The 21,721-nt window shown below is 46.9% G+C and carries 16 protein-coding genes, 1 tRNA gene and 1 other RNA gene; 10 read left to right on the top strand and 8 right to left on the bottom strand.

Annotated features, from left to right (window positions below):
• Positions 1-3: 3 nt before the first annotated feature.
• Positions 4-1,407 carry a tetratricopeptide repeat protein gene (locus tag LS482_RS00990; protein WP_233029873.1) on the top strand — a complete coding sequence of 468 codons (1,404 nt, stop codon included), beginning with the start codon at positions 4-6 and terminating at the stop codon, positions 1,405-1,407.
• 12 nt (positions 1,408-1,419) lie between these two features.
• Positions 1,420-2,769, top strand: coding sequence for an alkaline phosphatase family protein (locus LS482_RS00985; protein ID WP_233029872.1), 1,350 nt, complete (start codon positions 1,420-1,422; stop codon positions 2,767-2,769).
• Between the two features lie 78 nt (positions 2,770-2,847).
• Here LS482_RS00985 and LS482_RS00980 read toward each other — a convergent pair whose 3' ends face one another.
• The 5 genes from LS482_RS00980 to LS482_RS00960 all read right to left on the bottom strand — a co-directional run bounded on the left by LS482_RS00980 (position 2,848) and on the right by LS482_RS00960 (position 11,408).
• Positions 2,848-4,263, bottom strand: a complete 1,416-nt coding sequence (locus LS482_RS00980; RefSeq protein WP_233029871.1) for a purple acid phosphatase family protein — start codon at positions 4,261-4,263, stop codon at positions 2,848-2,850.
• Between the two features lie 317 nt (positions 4,264-4,580).
• Positions 4,581-6,068 (bottom strand): SusD/RagB family nutrient-binding outer membrane lipoprotein, encoded by a 1,488-nt coding sequence (locus LS482_RS00975; protein WP_233029870.1) that lies wholly within the window; start codon positions 6,066-6,068, stop codon positions 4,581-4,583.
• Between the two features lie 12 nt (positions 6,069-6,080).
• Positions 6,081-9,569 carry a SusC/RagA family TonB-linked outer membrane protein gene (locus tag LS482_RS00970; protein ID WP_233029869.1) on the bottom strand — a complete coding sequence of 1,163 codons (3,489 nt, stop codon included), beginning with the start codon at positions 9,567-9,569 and terminating at the stop codon, positions 6,081-6,083.
• 162 nt (positions 9,570-9,731) lie between these two features.
• The gene (locus tag LS482_RS00965) at positions 9,732-10,718 is read right to left on the bottom strand and encodes a FecR family protein (RefSeq protein ID WP_233029868.1); all 987 of its coding nucleotides are present in this window, start codon (positions 10,716-10,718) and stop codon (positions 9,732-9,734) included.
• Positions 10,719-10,802: 84 nt separating this feature from the next.
• On the bottom strand, positions 10,803-11,408 hold the full coding sequence (locus LS482_RS00960; protein ID WP_233029867.1) for an RNA polymerase sigma-70 factor: 606 nt from the start codon (positions 11,406-11,408) through the stop codon (positions 10,803-10,805).
• 184 nt (positions 11,409-11,592) lie between these two features.
• Here LS482_RS00960 and ppk1 point away from each other — a divergent pair, with 184 nt between their 5' ends.
• Complete coding sequence (gene ppk1, locus LS482_RS00955; protein ID WP_233029866.1) at positions 11,593-13,623, top strand: polyphosphate kinase 1; 2,031 nt, start codon at positions 11,593-11,595, stop codon at positions 13,621-13,623.
• A gap of 255 nt (positions 13,624-13,878) precedes the next feature.
• On the opposite strand, the gene LS482_RS00950 is transcribed toward ppk1, so the two are convergent.
• Complete coding sequence (locus tag LS482_RS00950) at positions 13,879-15,132, bottom strand: site-specific integrase (protein ID WP_367890587.1); 1,254 nt, start codon at positions 15,130-15,132, stop codon at positions 13,879-13,881.
• A 234-nt stretch (positions 15,133-15,366) separates the two neighbouring features.
• A tRNA-Arg gene (locus tag LS482_RS00945) sits at positions 15,367-15,440 on the bottom strand.
• Between the two features lie 191 nt (positions 15,441-15,631).
• Here LS482_RS00945 and LS482_RS00940 point away from each other — a divergent pair.
• The 7 genes from LS482_RS00940 to LS482_RS00910 all read left to right on the top strand — a co-directional run bounded on the left by LS482_RS00940 (position 15,632) and on the right by LS482_RS00910 (position 20,952).
• Entirely contained in the window at positions 15,632-16,525 is an 894-nt protein-coding gene (locus tag LS482_RS00940; protein ID WP_233029864.1) for a DUF72 domain-containing protein, read from the top strand.
• A gap of 150 nt (positions 16,526-16,675) precedes the next feature.
• Positions 16,676-16,966 (top strand): coiled-coil domain-containing protein, encoded by a 291-nt coding sequence (locus tag LS482_RS00935; RefSeq protein WP_233029863.1) that lies wholly within the window; start codon positions 16,676-16,678, stop codon positions 16,964-16,966.
• A gap of 14 nt (positions 16,967-16,980) precedes the next feature.
• Positions 16,981-17,271: a cell division protein ZapA gene (locus LS482_RS00930; RefSeq protein ID WP_233029862.1), complete on the top strand. Its 291-nt coding sequence runs from the start codon at positions 16,981-16,983 to the stop codon at positions 17,269-17,271.
• 62 nt (positions 17,272-17,333) lie between these two features.
• Positions 17,334-17,458: non-coding RNA, 6S RNA (ssrS, locus tag LS482_RS00925), on the top strand.
• A 47-nt stretch (positions 17,459-17,505) separates the two neighbouring features.
• A complete protein-coding gene (gene rny, locus LS482_RS00920) occupies positions 17,506-19,068 on the top strand; it encodes a ribonuclease Y (protein WP_233029861.1) in 1,563 nt (520 codons plus the stop codon).
• 134 nt (positions 19,069-19,202) lie between these two features.
• Positions 19,203-20,210, top strand: a complete 1,008-nt coding sequence (locus tag LS482_RS00915; RefSeq protein WP_233029860.1) for an LLM class flavin-dependent oxidoreductase — start codon at positions 19,203-19,205, stop codon at positions 20,208-20,210.
• Positions 20,211-20,301: 91 nt separating this feature from the next.
• Positions 20,302-20,952, top strand: coding sequence for a cyclase family protein (locus LS482_RS00910; protein ID WP_233029859.1), 651 nt, complete (start codon positions 20,302-20,304; stop codon positions 20,950-20,952).
• Positions 20,953-20,995: 43 nt separating this feature from the next.
• On the opposite strand, the gene LS482_RS00905 is transcribed toward LS482_RS00910, so the two are convergent.
• Positions 20,996-21,694, bottom strand: coding sequence for a DUF2490 domain-containing protein (locus LS482_RS00905; RefSeq protein ID WP_233029858.1), 699 nt, complete (start codon positions 21,692-21,694; stop codon positions 20,996-20,998).
• Positions 21,695-21,721 lie beyond the last annotated feature (27 nt).

Genomic DNA, 21,721 nt, shown 5'->3' with positions numbered 1-21,721 from the left:
ATCATGAACAAGAAAAGCATATACCTGTTACTTCTTCTGACCTGTGTGGTATCCTGCGTGGAAAATCCCAATGTCACTGAAGATATTTATCTCGAAAACCCCAATTCCGTAAGAAGCTGGGTTGCGGGACTAAAACGTCAACTGGCGGTTACGGCCAATACGGTAAATGTAAATGTGGCCATTACTTCCGATAATTACTTCAACAATTATTCGCAATACAGCAAGGTCTTTGATATTCCGCAGATCGATTATTTCGATGTGGATGTCAACAGCCTTCAGGTCGATGTCCAGGCATTGCGCGAAATGGCCGTTTACGGGATCAGTACGGTTGTTATCGCCGACGCCTCGGTAACGGCCAAAGATGAGGCTTTTATGCATTTTTGCCTCGGGTATGCCAATATCCTCGGAGGAGAGCTGTTTACAGGATTACCGGAAACCAACCTCGGGACAGTACTTCCCCCCGAACAGATCTTTGAGCGTGCCTTATCAAACCTGGATGATGCCATCAACCTGGAGACCGATCCCGAACGGATAGCGGTCTACCGGCTTTTAAAGGCGAGGGTATATTACAATACGGGAGAGGCGGCCAATGCCATTGAGGCCGCCAGGGCGGCCTTATCCAGCCCCTCCCTGTTATACCAGGCGCAGTTCGACGGGGAGAACGACCTGGGGAACGAGATGCAGAACGCTGTTTTTGACGCTTCGCCCAATCGCCTGGCCCCGCTGCCGAGACTGGACTTCCTCGATCCGAAATACTATTCGGAGGGGACCCCGGAGACCGATCAGAAACCCGTAGCCCTGGCAAAGGCCGAAGAGGCTTACCTGATCCTGGCGGAAGCCTATCTCGCACAACAGAACATCACCGAAGCCCGGGGAACCCTGCAGTCCCTGCTTACACTGGTGGGCGAACGTCCCGTAGTATCGGTCGACGACAGCGGGGAAACAAGGAACGGGGGAAACAGGGACGACTACCCCTTAACGGGAGTAGCGGTAAGGTTTGACAGTGAAAGCCCGTATAGAGAAGGATACGTTCTGGACCGCCAGGCCGGGAATATAGATATCCATACGGTTTCCGGAACCAGTGTTACCACTGACGATATTGAAAATGCCGCTACGGTTGATGAACTCCTGTACCTGGTGTACCAGCTGCGCCAGGAGATATTTATCGGGGAAGGCAGGAGGCTCACGGACCTCGGGATCAAATATCCCGTTTCCCAGATCGAACAGGACAACAATCCCAATGTTCCTGATGCATATACGGTGGCCCGGATCCCTTCCTTTATTCCCGGGGAAGGGCAGCTGGACGATTTCCGGGTGGAGGCGGACGGCCGTATTACGATTGATGTGGACATGAATAAAATAATTGTAGCGAACAAAAACGCAGCGGAAATAGTTCCGTTCTTTTAAACTCGAAAAACAATGAAACACATGATCAGGATATTATTGCTTTTCCTGGCTATCTGCAGCCTTACAACAGGGAGCGCCCAGGAAGTAAAACACGTGGTATTGATAAGTATTGACGGTTTCCGCCCGGAATTTTATAAAGAGGATTACTGGCCGGCGGCCAACCTGAAAATAATGGCGGAAAAAGGAGTTTATGCCGATGAAGTCAGGACCATTTTCCCTTCGGTGACCTATCCTTCGCATACCACCCTGTCCACAGGCGTATTACCTGCAGAACACGGCATCTATTACAATACTGAAGTGGGAAAGGACGGTAAACCCGACGGCTGGATCTACGATCATAAAAAGATCAGGGCCAAAACCATATGGCAGGCCGCCAAAGAAGCCGGGAAGACCACGGCTTCTGTTTCCTGGCCGGTAACGGTAAATAATCCCCATATCGATTATAACATCCCCGAGATCTGGTCTTTTGAAAACCCGATGGACAGGAGAGGGGCAACGGCAAAATATGCCAATCCCCGGGGCCTGTTTGAAGAAGCGGTAGCTGAAGCCACGGGAAAACTGGACATCGATGAATACAATTTGTCATCCCTGCGGATGGATGTAAACCTCGGGCGGATTGCCGGTTACATCATAGAAAAATACAAACCGAACCTTCTCACGGTTCACCTGCCCAACACGGATGGAGCCCAGCACAGGGAAGGAAGACGGGGAGACCTGGTAAAAAGGGCCGTTGCCGGGGCAGATCACAGTGTCGGTGAAATATACAATGCCCTGGAAAAAGCCGGGATACTGGAACATACGGCCATTATCATTACGGGGGATCACGGTTTTGTGACCACGCATACGAGTATCTCTCCCAACCTGTGGCTGAAGGAAAACGGTTTGGATGACAAGGCCTTTTTCTTTTCCACCGGGGGATCGGCCTTTCTGCACCTGAAAAACGGGAATGATAAAACCACCGTGGGAAAGGTGAGAAAGATGCTTGAAGGTTTACCGCTTACGCAAAGGAGCACGTTTAAAGTGATTGAAGAAAAACAGATCCGGGAAATGCAGGGCCATCCCGATGTTCAACTGGCCATTTCGGCCCGCAGGGGATTCTGTTTTGATAATGACACGGAAGGTCCCCTTTTAAAGGAAAAAAGGGGAGGGAAGCACGGCTATTACCCCGACTTTCACGATATATATACCGGTTTTATCGGGTTCGGGGCTGGCTTTGAGAAGGAGATGAACATCCCGTTCATGCAGCTGGAAGATATCCCCTCAATAGCGGCTCTTCTGCTCGGTATCGATTTTCCCCGTTCCGGGGGGATGGCTTACCCGGGAATACTGAAGCCGGAATTGTCCGGGACAAAAAAATACTAAAAACAAGCCTTACAATACAAGGTCCGCCGGAAAACGTATCCCAGCGGACCTTATTGTATAGCTTATCGCCAAAGCGGATCATTCCCGGACAAAATCCTTCTTCAACCGGGGCTTTCCTTCCGGAATCTTGTTGAACAGCCGTTTCTTCCCGTTCTTTTTAACCAGGTCAAAGGCATCGTAAATATGTCCTGTGGGAGTAAAGGACTGGTACCGGAGGGTGTCTCCCTTAATGTTGATGATCTGGAACAACTGGGTGTATTCCCCGCGTCTTTCCATCCAGTCCTTTTTTGCGGATTCGTACATCTTGGGTCCGCTTACGGACACGGCGTAAATGGTCCCCGTCTCGTCGGCTCCCGTTACACCCGTAGCCAGGTTTTTAACTTCGCCCCGGGCATAGGTGTGGTCATGTCCCTGCAATACCAGGTCTACCCGGTGTTTATCGATAACTTTTTTCAAGGCTTTTTTCAGGGCACTGTTATCATCATCCCGCCTTTTTGCCACGGACAGAACGGGGAAATGCAGGAAAACGGCAGACCATTTTCCAGGGTTGACTGTCAAAACGGAATCCAGCCATTGTGCCTGGGCTTTTCTCGACTGCTCCTTGTCTTCAAAAGAAACGGCATCTATGGAGATCACCCGCAGATTCTGGTAATCCACAAAATAACAACTTTCCTTTACTGCATCGAGAGGCCCGTTTTGAGGCAGGGTGAACTGCGGTCTCCAGAGCGGTGTCAGGACCTCATCCCGGTATTCGTGATTTCCCGGGGTCATGATACTGGGAATGGTAGCGTGGATAAAACTCCCGGCGTAAAACCATTCTCCCCATTCCAGGTTGCTGTCGTGACTGTTGACGAGGTCACCGGCATGAAGCATAAAATCTACCTTCGGGAACATGGAGTAGGAGCTCCGTACCACCCGGCTCCACATCGATTTGACCTCGTTCTGGGCGTCTCCGAAATAAATAAAACTGAAATCGTCTTCGGCACGGTCCGAGGCCGTAGTCACCTGGAACCACTCGCTCCATAACCTGTCGTCCTCACCGCCGTCTCCTACCCGGTAGACGTAGGTGGTAGCAGGTTGCAACTGATCGATAAAAGCCGAGTGATAATGGGCTTTGACCAGAGGTTCATCGCGTTTTTTGTTCCGGTTTTCTACGGCTTCTGTCTTTGCTTTCACCGTTCTTACGCCTTCCAGCCGGAACTCGGGCCCGTCGGTGGCTACGGCAATTTGTACGAAGCCGCTGTCTATCTGCCGGTTGGTCCGCCAGTTTACGGCAATACTGGATTCGGGGTGTACCGTCAGATTGGCAATGATACGGTCCGGTACTTTAGCCGGAAATATCAGTTTATGGTTCAAGACACTGTCCTGGGCATGATAGTGTGTGTGCCCGTGATGTTCGTCCTCACGATGTGCAGACGCCTTGTTGTTTTTTTGGTCCTGACATCCGCCTATCAGTATTGCCATGGCGAACAGGACGGGATAATATAATTTCATATCGTAGTTTTTTTTGTTTTTTAACGTGAATAATGGATAAGAAAAAGGCTCCCATCTTCATCCCGTATAACTATCGGGAGAAGAGGGGTGTCCCGCTCGCGGGACGGGGAGTTTGACCAGGCCCAAACCTTAGGTATAACGCTGAATTTTTATATTTTTCCCATGGCTTGGGCTTTCAAACCCTCCGACCAGACTAAAGTCTGGCCACCTCCCTTCGTCTGAAGGGAGGAACGCTGCAGAAAAATTCAAATAAGGTTACAGTTTAAAGCACCTTCACTCCAAAGAGCTTATCCATTATTCACGTTTTTTTATAAAGATTATCGGAGTAACCATATTTTTTCGTAATTGTCATCGGCAGACCACCCCTGGTCATTGATGGCCTTTTCATAATTTTCTGCATTATAACTGGCTTCTTCCGAGGGGTAGGGCATCCGGTAGGGGATCTCTTCCCGTATGGACAAGGGGCCGAAGGGAAAAACGGGAAACCCTGTTCTACGGTGATCGAACCAGGTTTCTGACCCGGCTACAAACAACAGGCTTACCCATTTTTGTGCTATGATCTGTTCCAGGCTGCCGTTGTAGGCCACGAGTTCCTGATCGTAATAGTTTTGGACTTCGGCCTGGTCAGCTACGGCATATTGTTCCATGGAGGTCTTTATTCCCTTCAGGTAAAGGCTTTCGGCGGTTTCCCCGGGATAAGTTATCCCGTGTTCCTGTAACAGTTCGGCAAGAATAAAGTACATTTCGGAGGCCTGGAAGATCACGGCATTGAACAGGGGATTACTGTCCTCGTGAAAAATGGTTCCGAATTCGGAATAATTGCTGGATTCGTAATCCGTGTGGTTTGTGGTACCGTTATAATTGGTGGCCCCGTGCAGGGCTATGGGCAACCCTACATAGGCGTTGTTATCTACCGTCCCCGCCTTCGGATCGGCTACTTCACGGACCCATACCGGCAGCCTGGGATCGTTACGATCCAGCAAATAATCCACAAAGACCTTGCTGGGCCTGCGGTCGTAAAAATCGTTATCATAGGAACCGAGGGGGGAAGCGTCCGACTTTTTATTGCCCAGGTAGGGGATCAGGGCATTATCTTCATTTGATAGGATCAGGGGATAGGTCTCCGGGTCATTGAGCATGGACTGGAGGGTAGTGTAGGCTTCCGGTTTTTTGGAAGCTATATGCAACAGATAGCGTATGCGCATGGAATTGGCTAGTTTCCGCCACGCAAGGACGTCACCGGAAAACATGGGGTCGTAACCGGCGTAGAACGAAAGATTCCCTTTTCGGGTAAGCAATTCGTTGGCCTGTTCAAAAAAATTGAGAACCTCCGTATAAATACTTTCCTGCCTGCTATACACCGGGGTAAAGTTTTCTTCCCCGGCCCCGAAAGCGTCTTCAAACGGAATATCCCCGTAAGTATCGGTCAGTATCCCGAAGAGGTATCCCTTTATAATCAGGGCAATGGCTTCGAGGTGCGGATCTTCTTTTTCCCGGGCTTTTTGTAAAAGGTCTTCATTGTCTACAAGAAAGCTGAATGCGTACCCCCAGTCTTCGGCATCCCATTTAAAGGTGTCGTCTGCATTGTGAATAACCCGGGTCACATAGCGTGACGGTACCCCCATAACGCCTTCCACATTTTCCTTGGTAAGCTTGTAGGTGGTATTGACGATCACCGAGCTCATCAGGTAACCCGCGTCCACATCAACCGGGTCGTTCCGGTTGGTATTGATCTCCTCGAAATCCGTGGTACAGCCGCAAAATACTGCAATGGTAAAAAAGAGGACTATATATTTGTTGAACATGGCTTCCGTATTTTAAAAATTAGCACTTAGTTTTATTCCGAAGCTCCGGGTGGCGGGCAACTGCCAGGCCGCTACACCGGTAGAAATGCCGAGAGGGCCGTTGGAAGAGAGGTGGTTCTGGGTTTCCGGATCGTACCCTTTATCATAATCTCCGATAATAAAGCCGTCCCGGTTATACCTGGTTTTATAGGCAAACCAGCTGATAAGGTCGTTCCCGATAATATCCACCGAGAGCCTGTTAAAAGGTCCCAACCCGGCAAATGTGTACCCCAGGCTTATTTCCCGCAGTTTGACATAGGTTGCGGTGGACATATGGAATTCTTCGTAATCCCAGTATTCCCCGTAGTAGGTGTTAACGGGCAGCACGACATCGTTTTCCCTGTAGGTGCCGTCTTCGTTTTCTATGACCCCCGGAATTATGGCTCCGTCCGTCCGGACGTTTCCTTTGTATTCATAGGTGAGTCCGCCGCTTTGCGGATCGCGGAAAGGGACCGTAAATGTGGTACGGCCGTCAGACATCAGGTTTTTGGCGGTATAGTTGTAAAATTCTCCGCCCTGTCGCCAATCCAGGGTAAAGGCCAACCGGAATTTTTTGTAATTAAAAATGCTGGTGAGCCCTACCGTAAAATCGGGAGTGCTGTTTCCGGTCTTTACCCAGGTGTTGTCGCGTACGAACATCCCGTTTTCGAGGATAAAACGACCTTCATGGGGGCCGGAAGTAACACGTTTAGGTGTTCTTTTATCGTAAAAATCCCCGATGGCCCCTCCCACATATAACCGCTGATAGATCCCGGTGGCAGAGCCTATCTGGATGTTGTCGATACCTTCGTACAGTTCGTTCACCCTGTTTTCATTCTTACTGAAGTTGGCAGAGAGGTCCCAGTGAAGATCCCCGTGATCCACGGGAACGGTATTAAGGGTGATCTCGATGCCCTGGTTTTGTATCTCCCCGGCATTAATGACCTTGGATATTCCCCCCGAGCTTTGTGCTATGGGCAGACTGATGATCTGGTTGAAGGTCTTGTTTTTATACCAGGTCACATCCAGTCCCAGGCGGTTTTTAAACCAACGCAGGTCCAGACCGGCCTCGATGCCCCTGGTCTTCTCGGGTTTGAGGCGGTTGTTTTTGAGGTTCCGGTTGTTTTGTGCCAGCTTCAGGTCGCCCCAGTCTTCCAGATGATATGTATTGGTCAACTGATAGGGGGAGGTATCATTTCCTACTTCCGACCAGTTCAACCGTATTTTTCCGAAGGAAAAGGTATCGGACTGCCACTGAAAAGCATCGGAAAAAATAAAACTGATCGAAGCGGAGGGATAGAAATAGGAATTGTTGGCCGGAGGCAGGGTGCTGGACCAGTCGTTCCGTGCAGAAAGGTCCAGAAAGAGTACTTTCCGGTAGGCCAGTTGCATCAGTCCGTAGAGGCTGTTAATACGTTTGTGGTTGTGGCCGTCGTCGTTTTCTACCGAACCTGCTGCGGCATTGGCTATGTTGTAATACTCCGGGATCTCCAGTTGCCCCGAGAAGGTCCGGGCATAATTCCGTTTCTGGTCCATGCGGTTGGCACCGAGGGAAATGCTGGTTTCCAGGTTTTCCGCGAGCTTCGGCCGGTAGGTGAAAAGGGCATCCAGGTTGATCTCGGTAAAATCAAGCATGCTGTTACCATACGCTCCGTTGGGAAATTTGTTACTGCTGAAGGCCCGTTTGGTAATGCGTTGTTCCCGGTAAGTGTCAATCCCCGATCGCAGTTGCAGGCTGATCTGGTCGTTTAGCCGGTAATTCAGCTGGATCTTTCCGAACAGGCGGTTCCTCTCAAACTCGTTCCGTTGTTCGTAGACCGTAAAATAGGGGTTATCTCCGCCGTCCATGGTCTTTTGCTGCAGCCCTTCAAGACCTTCTTCCCAATACGATTTGTAATCGTCCAGGTTGATATTGGGCGTAGTTCTGTATACCACCTCTGTGGCATTGTCACTTTCCCCCGATTTTCCCTGCGTGGGCCTGTTGTCACTGTCTGCAAGGGAGAAATTGGCCATGGCGGAAATGCTCAGGTCTTCGGTAATGTTGTAGGCACTGTTGAGGTTGAAGCTGTTTTTCCCGTAGTCTGTTCCGGGTACTATACCTTCGTTCTGTAAATTGGTATAGGAGAGCCGGAAACTGCCTTCCTTGTAGTTGCCCGTAACCGCGATGTTGTTGGTCATGGTGAATCCTGTGTTGTAGAAGTCCTTGTGCCGGTCGGGATATGCCCTTAACGGCGCTTCGCCGGTACTGCCCCCGGGAAAGGACTGAACGGCCGTAATTCCGGGACTGATACGAGGGCCCCAGGTAGCCGATCCCGTGGCTACGGGAATACCGTTTTCATTCACGGCCATAACATCGGAACCTGCGGCAAACCGGTTTTGAAAATCGGGGAACAGCCAGGCCTTGTCCAGTTTAACAGCATTGTTATATGTAATGCCCAGGCCTTTTCCTCCCGACCTGCCTTTTTTGGTGGTAATGAGGATCACCCCGTTGGCTGCACGGGAGCCGTAAAGGGCGGCCGCACCTCCCTTGAGTACGGTGACCTCGGCAATATCGTCCGGGCTGATATCCATGGAGGTATTCCCGTAATCGACATAACCTTCGCCGGAAGCTTCCGCATTCCGGTTATTGGAATTTACCGGGATGCCGTCCACGACAAAAAGCGGCTGGTTATCCCCGTTGATCGAGGAGGCTCCCCGTATGGTGATCAGGGCGGAAGAGGCGGGGTCGGAACTGATGTTCGTGACCCGGACCCCCGCAATTTTTCCGGACAGGGCATTGGTGATATTGGTCCTTTTGGTCTCGTTCATCGAACTGCCGTTTACTTCACCTATGGCATATCCCAGGCTTTTTTCCTCCCTGGAAATTCCCAGTGCCGTAACCACCACTTCATTGAGTTTTTCACTGGAGGGCTCCAGTAATACCTCCAGATCGTCTTTTGACGAATCGAGTGTGATCGCAGCGGTTTGATAGCCCAGATAGGTGATCTCCAGGCGAACGGGAAAAGAAGAGACTTCCAGCGTAAATCTGCCGTCAAAATCGGCTGTTGTCCCTTTGTTGGTCCCCGGTATACTAATGGTGGCTCCCATCAGGGGATCGCGGGTGTTCTTGTCGTAAACTGTTCCGTTCACCCTGCCCTGCTGTTCCCTGAAAATAACGATGGTATTGTTATAAGTCCTGAATTTTAGTAGAGTAGAGTCCAGTATGCTGGTTATGACCTCTTTCACCGGGGTGTTCACAGCCCGGTGAGTAATGCCGGGCCACCGGGAGAGGTCGGCATCATTGAATGTGATGCCCAGGCCGCTTTTCTCTCCGATGATCTCAAGGGCCCTGGAAAGACTGGTGTTGTTGAAATTGACCGAGATCTTTATATGTTCCGGGTCGTTGTTTTGTTTATTGTCCGCCCGGGCAGCTGAACTGACGCTTATCCACAGTATACCGAGGAAAAGCAGCCCCGGCAGGGAAGCGTATAATTTTTTTTTCATAGTTTTGGAAAGATTTTCTGTATTGTTTGTTTCACTTCGAAATGAATGATCGTATAAGGAAAACTGTAATCAACGGAAGTGGTACCAGCACTTCCGTTCTTTTTTTCCTTAATTTTTTCGGTTACAGGTTAAAAATGCTTTTTTAGCTCATACGTTTATTTTTTAGTTGGGAGTTATTACTATTTGGCGGTTTTTCTTCTCATAAGAGATCTTCCGGGTCATGCCCAGTATTTTGAGTACATCATCAACGGACGCTCCCGGTTTGATGACCGCGGTAAATGTGATGTCTCTGCTTTCGGCAGGCGATTTCAATACGATGTCCGCATCAAACCACCGTCTTAGTTCCCGTACGACCTCCTGTAAACCGGCCTTGTGAAACCGGATCTCCCCTTTTTTCCAGGCTATGGCATGCTCCGCATGATCCAATACCTGTTTTTGAAAGGATTGCCCTGAGGCAGACAATACCAGTCGTTCGTTGGGTTGAAGGACGGCATAAGAGGGGGGCTCTTCTCCGTTTGTTTTTTGCTCCACGTTTACCCGGCCTTCCACAAGGGTTACATGATGGTATTCGGCATCGGGGTATGCCTTTATATCGAAGGATGTTCCGAGGACCCGTACCTGGTGGTCGCCAAACACGGCGATGAACGGTTTTTCCCTGTTCTTGGTCACTTCAAAAAAGGCTTCTCCGGAAATGTGGACTTCCCTGTACGGACCGTCAAAGGTTTCCGGATATCGTACGGACGAGGCACAGTTGAGCCAGACCCGGGAACTGTCGGGCAGCACAATATTCTTATGTTCCCCGGCAGCCGTGGTTAATGTGACCCATTGTTTTTCCGCGTGTTTCCCGGAATTCACCCCGACAAGGCTCAGGGATACGGTTATCAGGACAGCTGCTACTGCCGCAGCCCGTATCCATACCCTTTTGCTTTTGCCCCGGTAAAGGGTGGCCCGGAGACGCTGATAACGTTTGCCGGCTTCCTCCTCGTCGTTTAATGTGCTCCCGGCTGTGGTTTCCCACGTGCTTTCCAGGTATTCTGACAGGGAAGCATTGTCCTCCTGCAACAGGAAATCTTCTATGATCTGTTTTTCTTCAGGGCTGCATTTTCCTGAGAAATATCGTTGCAATATGCTTTTGGAATCTTGTTTCAAGACCGTTCTTTTATATATAAATACAGCCCAAATGAAAAAGAGGTCTACCTGTTTCCGGAAAAATGATTAAAAAACCGGGGAAAGCTATATCCAGGGGAGGAAAATCAATATAAGTATGGATATGACATCCAGTTCGGGATGCAGCCTGAGGTAATTTCGCAACAGCTTCAGGGATTTTACGATCTGCAGGCGCACCGTGCTTTTGGCAATGCCAAGCTCTTCGGCGATTTCCTCGTATGTGGCTCCTTCAAACCTGCTTTTTTCAAAAATGATCCTGCATCGCTCCGGGAGTGTGGCAATGGCTTCTTCCATGATCTGCGTGTATTGTGTCCAGATCATGTCGTCTTCGGGGCAAATATGGGAAACCAGTACGGCAATGGTGTCCCGGGAAAGTTGCTGATGGGTCTTTTGGGATTTGAGGTAATTTAATACGGTATTTTTGGCAATTCTGAAGAGCAGGGGGCTGAAATCCCGTTGCCTGTCAATCCCGTGCCGGTAATTCCATACCTTGACAAAGGTGTCCTGGAGTATTTCCTCGCATATTTCCCTTACCGGGAGTATGCGCATGGCATACCGGAACACACGGTCCTGGTAGCGGTAAAAAAGTTCGCGGAAAGCATCCTGGTCATCGTGCTGCCGGATTAAAAGCAATAACACGTGTTCTTCGGTATCCCTGTGCTTTCTTTTCATATGGAGTATAAATCGGGATACAATGTTAATGAAACCCTGAAAAAAAGAACTTTATGCTAAGGTTAAGCTTCGATTAAGAGTTGATCGCAGAAGGCGGAAATAATCCACTGAGGGAGAAAATTAACCTTAAGTTTAAGAATAAAAGCACGCAGTTGTCTACCTTTTACCGGTTTAATTAAGATATATGTTAAGAGGACCAAAATTCTACGATCGCGATCTCAGCTGGCTGCAATTTAACCACCGGGTACTACAGGAAGCTGCGGATGCCGGGAACCCGTTGTACGAACGCATAAAGTTCCTGGCCATTTTTTCTTCCAATCTCGATGAGTTTTTCAGGGTCCGGGTATCTGCCATCAGGCAATTGAAAAAACTGGATAAGGATTTCAGGAAAAAGCTGATCTCCAGGCCGAATAAGCTTATTAAGGAGATAAAAAAGGAAGTGGACAGGCAGCAGGAATGGTTCGGGGAAATTTACAGGGAACAGATTATCCCGGGGCTCCGGCAAAACGGTATTCATATTATTTCCCGAAGTGATTTTAACCGGGAACAGAAAACATTTTCATCCGCATGTTTTGAGACCTTTGCAAACGAACTGAAGTTCTGTTATTTCGATCGCATGTCCCCGGAGTCGGTAGACCTGGATAGCGAGGCCATGGCCATGGTCGTCGATTTTGAAGATGCTGTAGTACCCGCACTGGTCCGGTTCCCGAAAGGGGTGGAGAGGTTTGTGGTATTCCCCCCGGACAGCAAAGAATGCGTTGTTACTTTTATTGACGATATACTGAGGGATAACCTGCATAAAATATTTGAAAACAGGAAGATCAGGAATATGTATGCCGTTAAACTGACAAGGGATGCGGAACTGTACCTGGAGGAGGAGTATTCGGGAGCGTTGGTCGATGCGATATACAGCGCATTGGGAAAACGAAAAACAGGACAGGCTACCCGCTTACTTGTGGACAAATCCATTCCGCAATACCTCCTGGAAGGATTAAAAGAGGTGCTGGGTATTGATGAGATCGACCTGGTCCTGGGCGGTACTTATCACAATTTCAAGGATTTTTTCAGTTTTCCGGGGCCTCCGGATAAACGACCCGGGTTTGGCAGGTTGGAACGAAGACATCCGGAATGGGCGGACCGGGAGGATATTTTCGAAGCTATCGAAGAAAAAGACAGGTTGCTGCATTTTCCCTACCATTCTTTTGACCCTCTGGTGAGCTTGATTGAAGATGCCGCCGACCGGGAAGAAGTAACGGATATCAAGATCTCTCTTTACCGGGTGGGTAAAGAATCCCGGCTTTTGGATGCTCTGATGAAGTGCTGTGAACATCAAAAGAGGGTGTTTGTTTTTATCGAGGCCCAGGCCCGTTTCGACGAGGAATTCAATATTCTGTGGGGAAAGGCTTTCGAAGAAAAAGGAGCCAGGGTGGTCTACAGTTTCCCCGGGATCAAGGTGCATTCCAAAATTTTATTGATCTGCAGCAAAGACGAGCGGGGACAGGTAAAAAAATACGGTTATATAGCAACCGGTAATTTTAATGAAAAAAATTCCGGTATTTACGGTGATTTGGGAATTGTTACTGCAAATGAAGCAATTACCAGTGAGGTAGATGATGTTTTTCAGGTACTGTCCAGGAAACTGATTATTCCAAGAGTCAAACACACTTTGGTTTCTCCCTTCAATTCACGGATAAAATTTATGAAACTTATAGCCCGGGAAATGGAAAAGGCACGGATGGGAAAGGGGGGATATATCTTTTTAAAAATGAATAGTCTGCAGGACCCCGACATGATCGAAGCCTTGTACAGAGCAAGCAGTAGTGGAGTAGAGATTGTACTTGTTGTAAGGGGTATATGCTGTTTGATACCGGGTGTTAGGGGACAGAGTGAGAATATAAGAGTAATCAGTATCGTGGGCAGATTTCTGGAACATTCCCGGATATACCTCTTTGGAAAGGATGAAGATAGCAGCATGTATATTGGTTCTGCAGACTGGATGAAGCGGAACCTGGACTATCGTATTGAAGTGATTATTCCTGTTCCGGATCGGCAGATTAAGGATTATCTGCTCGGGTTTATAGATCTGCAATTGGCAGATAATGTAAAGGCGAGGGAGATCGATAAGGACCAAAGTAATTCATATGTAAGAGGGCAGGGGAAAGCTATAAATTCACAGGAGGAAACCATATCCTTAATTAAGTATCTTGGATTATAAAAGCAAATAGTATAACAGGATTTTGAGAAAAGTAGAATGCCTGCTTACTAACAATTGATAATTGAATTGGATTCTTTAATAGAATATATTTTCGATTGGTTTGAATCAAAATGATTAAATTTGATGTATAGAAAGCCAAAAAGGCCGTTATAGGTGCCCTAATCGGTGACCTATTTGAAAAATAGAATTATAAAATACTGATTTTTACAGGTGTGGAGAGTGAATTCCAATCCTGTCACCCCGACATAATAAATGCTATTTTTCCTGTGATTTTTTAGGCTCTGAATTGAAATCCAACTTCCCTTTAAGTACCTCTATATCCTCACTAATTTTTTTATCAAGTACCCTGGCATATATTTGTGTCGAAGCCAATTTGGTGTGCCCTAACAGCTTTGAAACGGTTTCAATTGGAACGCCATTGCTTAATGTTACTGTTGTGGCAAAAGTATGTCTGGCCATGTGGAAGGTAAGATTTTTTTTGATACCACAGGCATCCGCTATTTCTTTCAAGTGAAGGTTTAACTTTTCATTGGTAATCACCGGTAATAGCGCTCCGCTTACCTGTGTAATGGGATGGTTTTTGTATTTGTTAATTAACTCCTGGGTCTTGTCTAATATAGGGATTTTAACAGGTGTTTTGGTCTTTTGTCGTTTGGTGATAATCCAGTCATTTCCATCAATCCCTTTTTGAATATTATCGTAGGATAACTGTATGATATCCGAATAGCTAATACCGGTATAACAGCTAAAGACAAATAAGTCCCTGACCCGGTCCAAACGATCGATAGGGAAGATATATGTTTCCAGGTTTGACAGCTCATTTTCAGACAGGAACTCCCGTTGTCTTTTTTCCCAGGTAGGCTTCCAACGGACAAAGGGATCCTTATCGAGCCATTCGATATGGTATGCCAATGTCACTATTTTTCGCAATCGTTGAATATGTTTCATTATGGTATTGTGACTCATAGCTTTTGGGTGTCCCTTTGGCCAGTAGTCATGAAGATAGTCTTCAAAGTCTGATATAAACTTATAGTTTAACTCATGGAGATAAAGGTCTGATGTATTGAGTTTATCGTTGAGGTATTTGTTGACATAACTTTGGGTGACCTTAAAGTTTCTGACAGTGCCCGGAGTTAATGTGGATTCTATTTTTTTGGAGTGATATCGGATAATATCCAGCAGGGTTTTAGCATGTTCTCCTTCACCGCAATAGCGAGCTTTAATTAATTCTGCAGTGATGAGTTGTCTTTTGTATTTGAAATCTTGATAGCATTGAAAAATCAGGGTATACACTTCATCAAGATATTGGTTCAATACCTGTGCTGTCTTGGTGTTACCTTTTGCTCTTTGACATTTGGCATCCCAAAGATTAATGTCGACTTTTCGCTCGAGACTAATATTTACTTTTTTCCGTTTACGGTTACCCGGGCATAAATTCCCGCTTGGTTGTCTGTTGCACGTGAAGTGTATATCCAGAAAAAGGATAGAAAATGTTTTTGAAGAACGCATAGTTGATGTTTTTAGAATTAAATAAATGTTGACGAAAGCCAAATCAACTATACTGTGCTGTTGGTGTAAGTTTCTGTAAATCAATTTGTCAACATGTTGACAGTTTGAAAAAATGTTGACGATTTACAGTCATTTACAATCAAATCCTATCAAATTAAATAATGTCCTTAAAATCATAAACCCTTGTAAATCATTGAATTTACAAGGGTTTGTTGCCATTTGCGGCCTTAAAAGTGACCTCGGCAGGATTCAAACCTGCAACCTCTTGAGCCGTAATCAAGTGCTCTATTCAGTTAAGCTACGAGGCCATTTTGCGGGTGCAAATATATTCTTTTTTGAGTGTCGGACAAAGAAAAATTAATGAAAATTGGTTTTGTATTCCATAACTCCCGGATATGCGGTGAATCACATCCGCTACCATAAAGAAGCACTTAAATGATTTCACAAATTTACGGAATTATACGTATTTTGTGGAAAAATAAACAAAACCCGGAAAAATATGAAATTTGGTAAAGTGGACCACCCGGAAACCGTGGATTTTTCCTTTCCGGAAGATCATCCGGATACGGCTGCGGTATTGTCCGGAAACAAAAATAAAACGTCACCGCAGGTATATGTAGGGTGTGCCAAATGGAACAGGCAGGACCTGAAAAACTTTTATCCCAGAGGTACCAAAGATGAACTGGCCTATTACGCCACACAGTTCAATGCCATTGAACTCAATGCAACATTCTACCGGAATTTTCCGCCCTCCCAGTTTTCGGCCTGGTATGATAAAGTACCCGGTGAATTCCGTTTTTTCCCGAAGGTCAATCAAATGGTAAGTCACCTTAAACGTTTACTGGATTACGAAGGACCGGTAGAAGAGTACCTGGAGGGTGTAGTTAACCTGAAAGAAAAACTGGGGACGGTATTCCTTCAAATGCACAACAATTTTGCTCCGAAGAATTTTGACCGCGTAGTGAATTTTGTGGAATTCTGGCCGAAAGAGATCCCGCTGGCCGTCGAATTCCGCCACACAGACTGGTTCAACGACGCCGCGGTGGCGAGTGAATTGTACCATTTGCTCGAAGAAAACAACATTGCCAATATTCTGGTGGACACCGCCGGGAGGAGGGACCTTATGCACATGCGGCTTACCAATAATGAGGCTTTTGTAAGATATGTGGGAGCCAATCATGCCAGTGATTACGATCGCCTGGACGATTGGGTGGCACGCCTCAAATCCTGGGTGGACCAGGGATTGGAACACATTCACTTTTTCGTGCATCAAAATCTGGAAAAAGCCTCGCCCTTACTGTCGGCCTACCTTATAGAAAAGCTGAATAATGAAATAGGATGTGATATAGGAATACCGCACACACTGGCCGATGTACAACAGAAATTGTTCTGATAGAGGAGGAGATTATGTATTCCCGGTCACCGGAAACAACCCGGTATCCGAGATAGCGATACGATGAAATGCGATAAAAATAAGATAAACTATTGCGAAGTATCGCCAGGTATGTTAACTTTGTAGGCAGATGTATTGTTATTTGCAGGTATGAGTGGTATTACTGAAATTGTTGATTCTCTTGAAAATAGGGTAAGCCGGCTGCTTCACAAAATGGAGATTTTAAAGCAGGCGAATCTTAAATTAACACAGGAATTGGCAGATTCCAAAAAGGTGATACAGGAAAAAGAAACTGTTATAGCCGATTGGGAAGAAAAATATAATGCGCTTAAACTGGCAAATACAATGTTGGGCAGTAGCGAAAATAAAACAGAAACTAAGCTGAAAATAAATACTTTAATACGGGAGATAGATAGCTGTATAGCACAACTCTCGGAATAGTGTTCTATAAACTTATGGACAACAAGCTCAGAATAAAATTATCTATTGCAGACCGGGTATATCCGTTAACCATTGATCCCGACCAGGAGGAGGGATTGCGCAAGGCTGCAAAAGATATAGAAAGGCTTGTAAAACAGTTTGAAGAAAATTATGCGGTGAGAGACAAGCAGGACGTGCTGGCCATGTGTGCCCTGCAATTTGCATCCCGTTTAGAACAAAAAAGTATAGATAAGGAAAGGGGCAATGTGGAGGTTCAGAAGCGTCTGGAAGCGCTGAATGATCTTCTACAGGCCAAACTTAGTTGATAAAACAAGTTCTTTAAATATAAGATAGAGGTACTGCCTACATTGGTATTATTGTTTGATAAACTCAACGCTATTCAATTAGAAAGGGTGAGTCTCGACTGTAAAAGCATGCCGTTCCCGGCTTTTTTGGCCGGAGATGACGGACCCTTGAGCAGTTGGTTAGCCCTAAACTTGTCTTTAGGAGTTTATAATAACCCATACCGATGTAGGCTTTTTTTTTAAAATAACACAAAGATGGATACAACTATGATTATTGTTGCAGGTATAGTTGGCGTGGCCCTGGGGCTTATTATCGCCAAGTTTATGGAAAAGAAAAATGCATCTAAGATATTGGCTAACGCTAAAAGAGAAGCAGCATCCATTGTCAAGGAAGCCACCGCAGAAGGGGAGAGCCTTAAAAAAGACAAAATATTTCAGGCGAAGGAAAAGTTCCTGGAACTCAAAGCGGAACACGAAAAAGTTATTGTTGCAAAAGATAAGAAGATCGCCGAAATAGAAAAACGTGCCAAAGACAAGGAAGCACAGGTAAACGGGGAACTGTCCAAAAACAAGAAACTGACCGAAGCGCTGGAAACGAAGGCGAAGGACTACGATTACCGGATGGAAATACTGGAGAAGAAACAGGCAGAGGTAGAAAAGCTGCACAAAAGCCAGGTGAAACAACTGGAAATCATTTCCGGTCTGCCCGCCGAAGACGCCAAAAGCCAGTTGATCGAATCCCTGAGGGATGATGCCAGGAGCGACGCCATGAGCTACGTTCAGAATACACTCGAAGAAGCCAAACTCACTGCCCAGCAGGAAGCCAAGAAGGTCATCATAAACACCATACAGCGTATTGGTACGGAAGAAGCGATAGAAAACTGTGTTTCCGTGTTCAATCTTGAATCCGACGACATCAAGGGGAGGATTATCGGCCGGGAAGGAAGGAATATCCGGGCACTGGAATCCGCTACAGGGGTCGAGATTATTGTAGACGATACCCCCGAGGCCATTATACTGTCGTGTTTCGATTCCGTAAGGAGAGAAATCGCCCGTTTGTCCCTGCATAAACTGGTAACCGACGGAAGAATACACCCGGCACGGATAGAAGAAGTAGTACAAAAAACCACCAAACAAATAGAAGAAGAGATCATTGAAGTAGGGAAGAGGACGATTATTGACCTGGGTATTCACGGGCTCCACCCCGAGCTGATAAAAATGGTGGGACGGATGAAATACCGTTCTTCCTACGGACAAAACCTGCTGCAACACTCCCGCGAAGTAGCCAAATTATGCGGGGTGATGGCAGCGGAATTAGGATTAAACCCGAAACTGGCCAAACGTGCCGGACTGCTCCACGATATAGGAAAAGTACCGGAGTCCGAAACCGAAATGCCACACGCCATACTCGGTATGGAATGGGCGGAAAAATACGGGGAAAAACCCGATGTGTGCAATGCCATCGGTGCACACCATGACGAAGTGGAAATGAAATCGCTCATAGCGCCTATTGTCCAGGTGTGCGATGCCATAAGCGGTGCCAGGCCGGGGGCGAGAAGGCAGGTGCTGGATTCCTATATACAACGTCTCAAGGACCTGGAAGATATTGCCTTTGGGTTTAACGGCGTAAAAAAGGCCTATGCCATACAGGCCGGCCGGGAACTCCGTGTAATTGTGGAAAGCGAAAGGGTGAATGACGATAAGGCTTCCGAGCTCTCTTTTGAGATATCACAGAAAATACAAACGGATATGACCTACCCCGGCCAGGTAAAGGTAACGGTCATCAGGGAAACGAGGTCGGTGAACATCGCGAAGTAAATACGGTTGAAATATAAACGTTGCAGGGGATAGTTTCCGGGAAGGGGACTATCTTTCTGTTTTTACCCCTGGTGGAGTTTTGAACCGGAGTCGGGGGAGTCTGCAGTTATTTGTAAATACAAACCATTTGTTTTATGGCCGAACTTAAAAAAATCCCGTATTCTATCCTGGAGCTTGCCGGAGTAGCTAAAAATACCAGTATAAAACAGACTTTTGACAATAGCCTGGACCTTGCGAGAAAAGCGGAAGCAATGGGGTATACCCGGTTTTGGCTGGCAGAACACCACAACATGATTACTATTGCAAGTTCGGCCACTTCGGTGTTAATTGGCCATATTGCAGGCGGTACGTCAAGGATAAGAGTGGGGTCCGGCGGGATTATGCTCCCCAATCATTCTCCTTTGATCGTATCTGAACAGTTCGGGACCCTCGGGACACTTTACCCGGACAGGATAGACCTTGGCGTAGGCAGGGCACCGGGTACTGATAAAGCTACGGCGCAGGCCATACGGCCGGACCGGGTGAAATCTGTCCTGAAATTTCCGGAAGAAGTAAGGCAGATACAGCAATATTTTTCAACAGAGAATGCACGGAACGAAGTAAGGGTGGCATTGGCCGAAGGTGTAAAAGTACCGGTTTATATTTTGGGATCGAGTACGGATAGTGCACATGTCGCCGCAGATATGGGACTGCCTTATGTCTTTGCAAGTCATTTTGCATCGGCACAGTTGCACGAAGCGTTGCATATTTACAGGAACAATTTTAAGCCATCCGGATTTTTAAAAGCACCCTACGTTATTGCCGGGGTAAATATAATTGCTGCGGATACGGGTAGTGAAGCCGAAAGAACGGCAACGTCCTATATTAAACTGGTATTGGGAGTAATGACCGGAAGAATGGACTATATTCAGCCACCGGAGGACTTTACCGATGAGTATCGTCAAATTATTGCACACCCGGGCTTTCAGAATATGGTCAGGTATGCTTTTATAGGAGATGCGGAAACGGTTAAACTTAAAACAAAGGCATTTGTGGAAGAAACCGGGGTAGATGAGATTATGGCGGTTTCGCACATGTACGATCACAATGACAGGGTGAGATCCTTTGAGATTTTTTCCGAAATAATGAAAGAAAACCTCTAAAACCCCGTTCATTGATCCCGTATTTTTTACCTTAGCGATTCTAAAAAATCAAACCTTCCGGGATCTGCCCGGAGAAAAAATATTCAGAACAATGTACATCGATCTCAGCCATACCATTTTTGACGGACTCGTTACATATAAAGGACTTCCGGCGCCCGTGATATGCGATTACCTGAGCAGGTCGGCATCGAGGGAGCTCTATGGAGAGGACACGGAATTTCAGATTGGTAAAATAGAAATGGTAGCGAATACCGGAACGTATATAGACTGCCCTTTTCACCGTTACGAACATGGTAAGGACTTCGTTGAAACCGGGCTTGAAGCTTTTGCCGACCTTGACGGGATAACGATCAATGCCGAAGGCGTATCGGAAATAGGAAAGGAGTTTTTTACCGGAAAAGCGATCAGGAATAAAGCGGTACTGGTACATACCGGGTGGTCCAGGCACTGGAATACCGAAAACTATTTCGAAGGGCATCCCTGGCTCACAGAGGAAGCCGCAGAATACCTGAAAGATTGCGGAGTAAAACTTGTAGGAATAGACAGCCACAATATTGACAATACCGGAAAAAAAGACCGCCCGGTGCATACCGTACTTCTTGGCGCGGATATCCTTATCGTAGAACACATGTGTAACCTGGACAAACTCCCGGAAAGTGGCTATCTCTTTACCGCGGCACCTCCGAAGTTTAAGGGCGTCGGAACTTTCCCGGTAAGGGCGTACGCAAAAATCAAAAAGTAGGCAAGGGCCGCACCTGGACTTTTACCTGTTTTGCTTTGAATGCTTACAATGTGTGGTGCAAACTCAATTGGAGTTGTCCCTTGTCCAGTGTATTGGTAGACTGCCGCATATAGCCTGCCTGGACCCTCAGGTTGTCGGAAATGCTGTATCCGACCGCAGTGTAAAGGCGGTTCCTGTCGAAAATCTCCACGGTATTCCCGTTACCGACTTCCTTTTGTCCGTTGATAAACACCTCGTTGTAAAGCGCCAGATAAATAGCCCCCTTGTCCAGTGTAACCTGGTTAACAGGGACGTTCAGGAAAAGGTTGTAGCGCAGGCGGGTTCTGAAATCCTGGCTTTGTACCCAGCGCTGTTCAAAACGGAAACGATGGGTAAGGTAAAACCGGTCTGCCAGTTTGTGAGGGAGTAGTGCTTCCTGGTAAATACGGCTTTCCTCACTCGTGGCATTGCTGTCTCCGAATTCTCCGGAAAGTACATAACCATAACCGAGAGTAAATTTGATATTGGCTTTTTCCGGTTGATATGTTACGCCGCCCCTGAGCAATAATTGCTCCAGGTCGCCCATAACATCCCAGTTCCGGTATTGAATATCGCCCTGGAAACCGAACCGGCTGTCTTTAAGTGTGGTGTTCCAGAAATACATATACCAGGCGCCTGTCTTGTTTTCGTCAACCTGCGCGGATGTTGTATCGGGAATGAGGAAATAAGCTGCTAAAACGAGGGAGAATAGTGTTCTTTTCATTGTTTTTTGATCTGTTTGTGCGTTTTC

It is taken from the genome of Sinomicrobium kalidii (genome assembly GCF_021183825.1).
Lineage (GTDB): Bacteria > Bacteroidota > Bacteroidia > Flavobacteriales > Flavobacteriaceae > Sinomicrobium > Sinomicrobium kalidii.
This window is presented reverse-complemented; position numbering and strand designations above follow the sequence as displayed.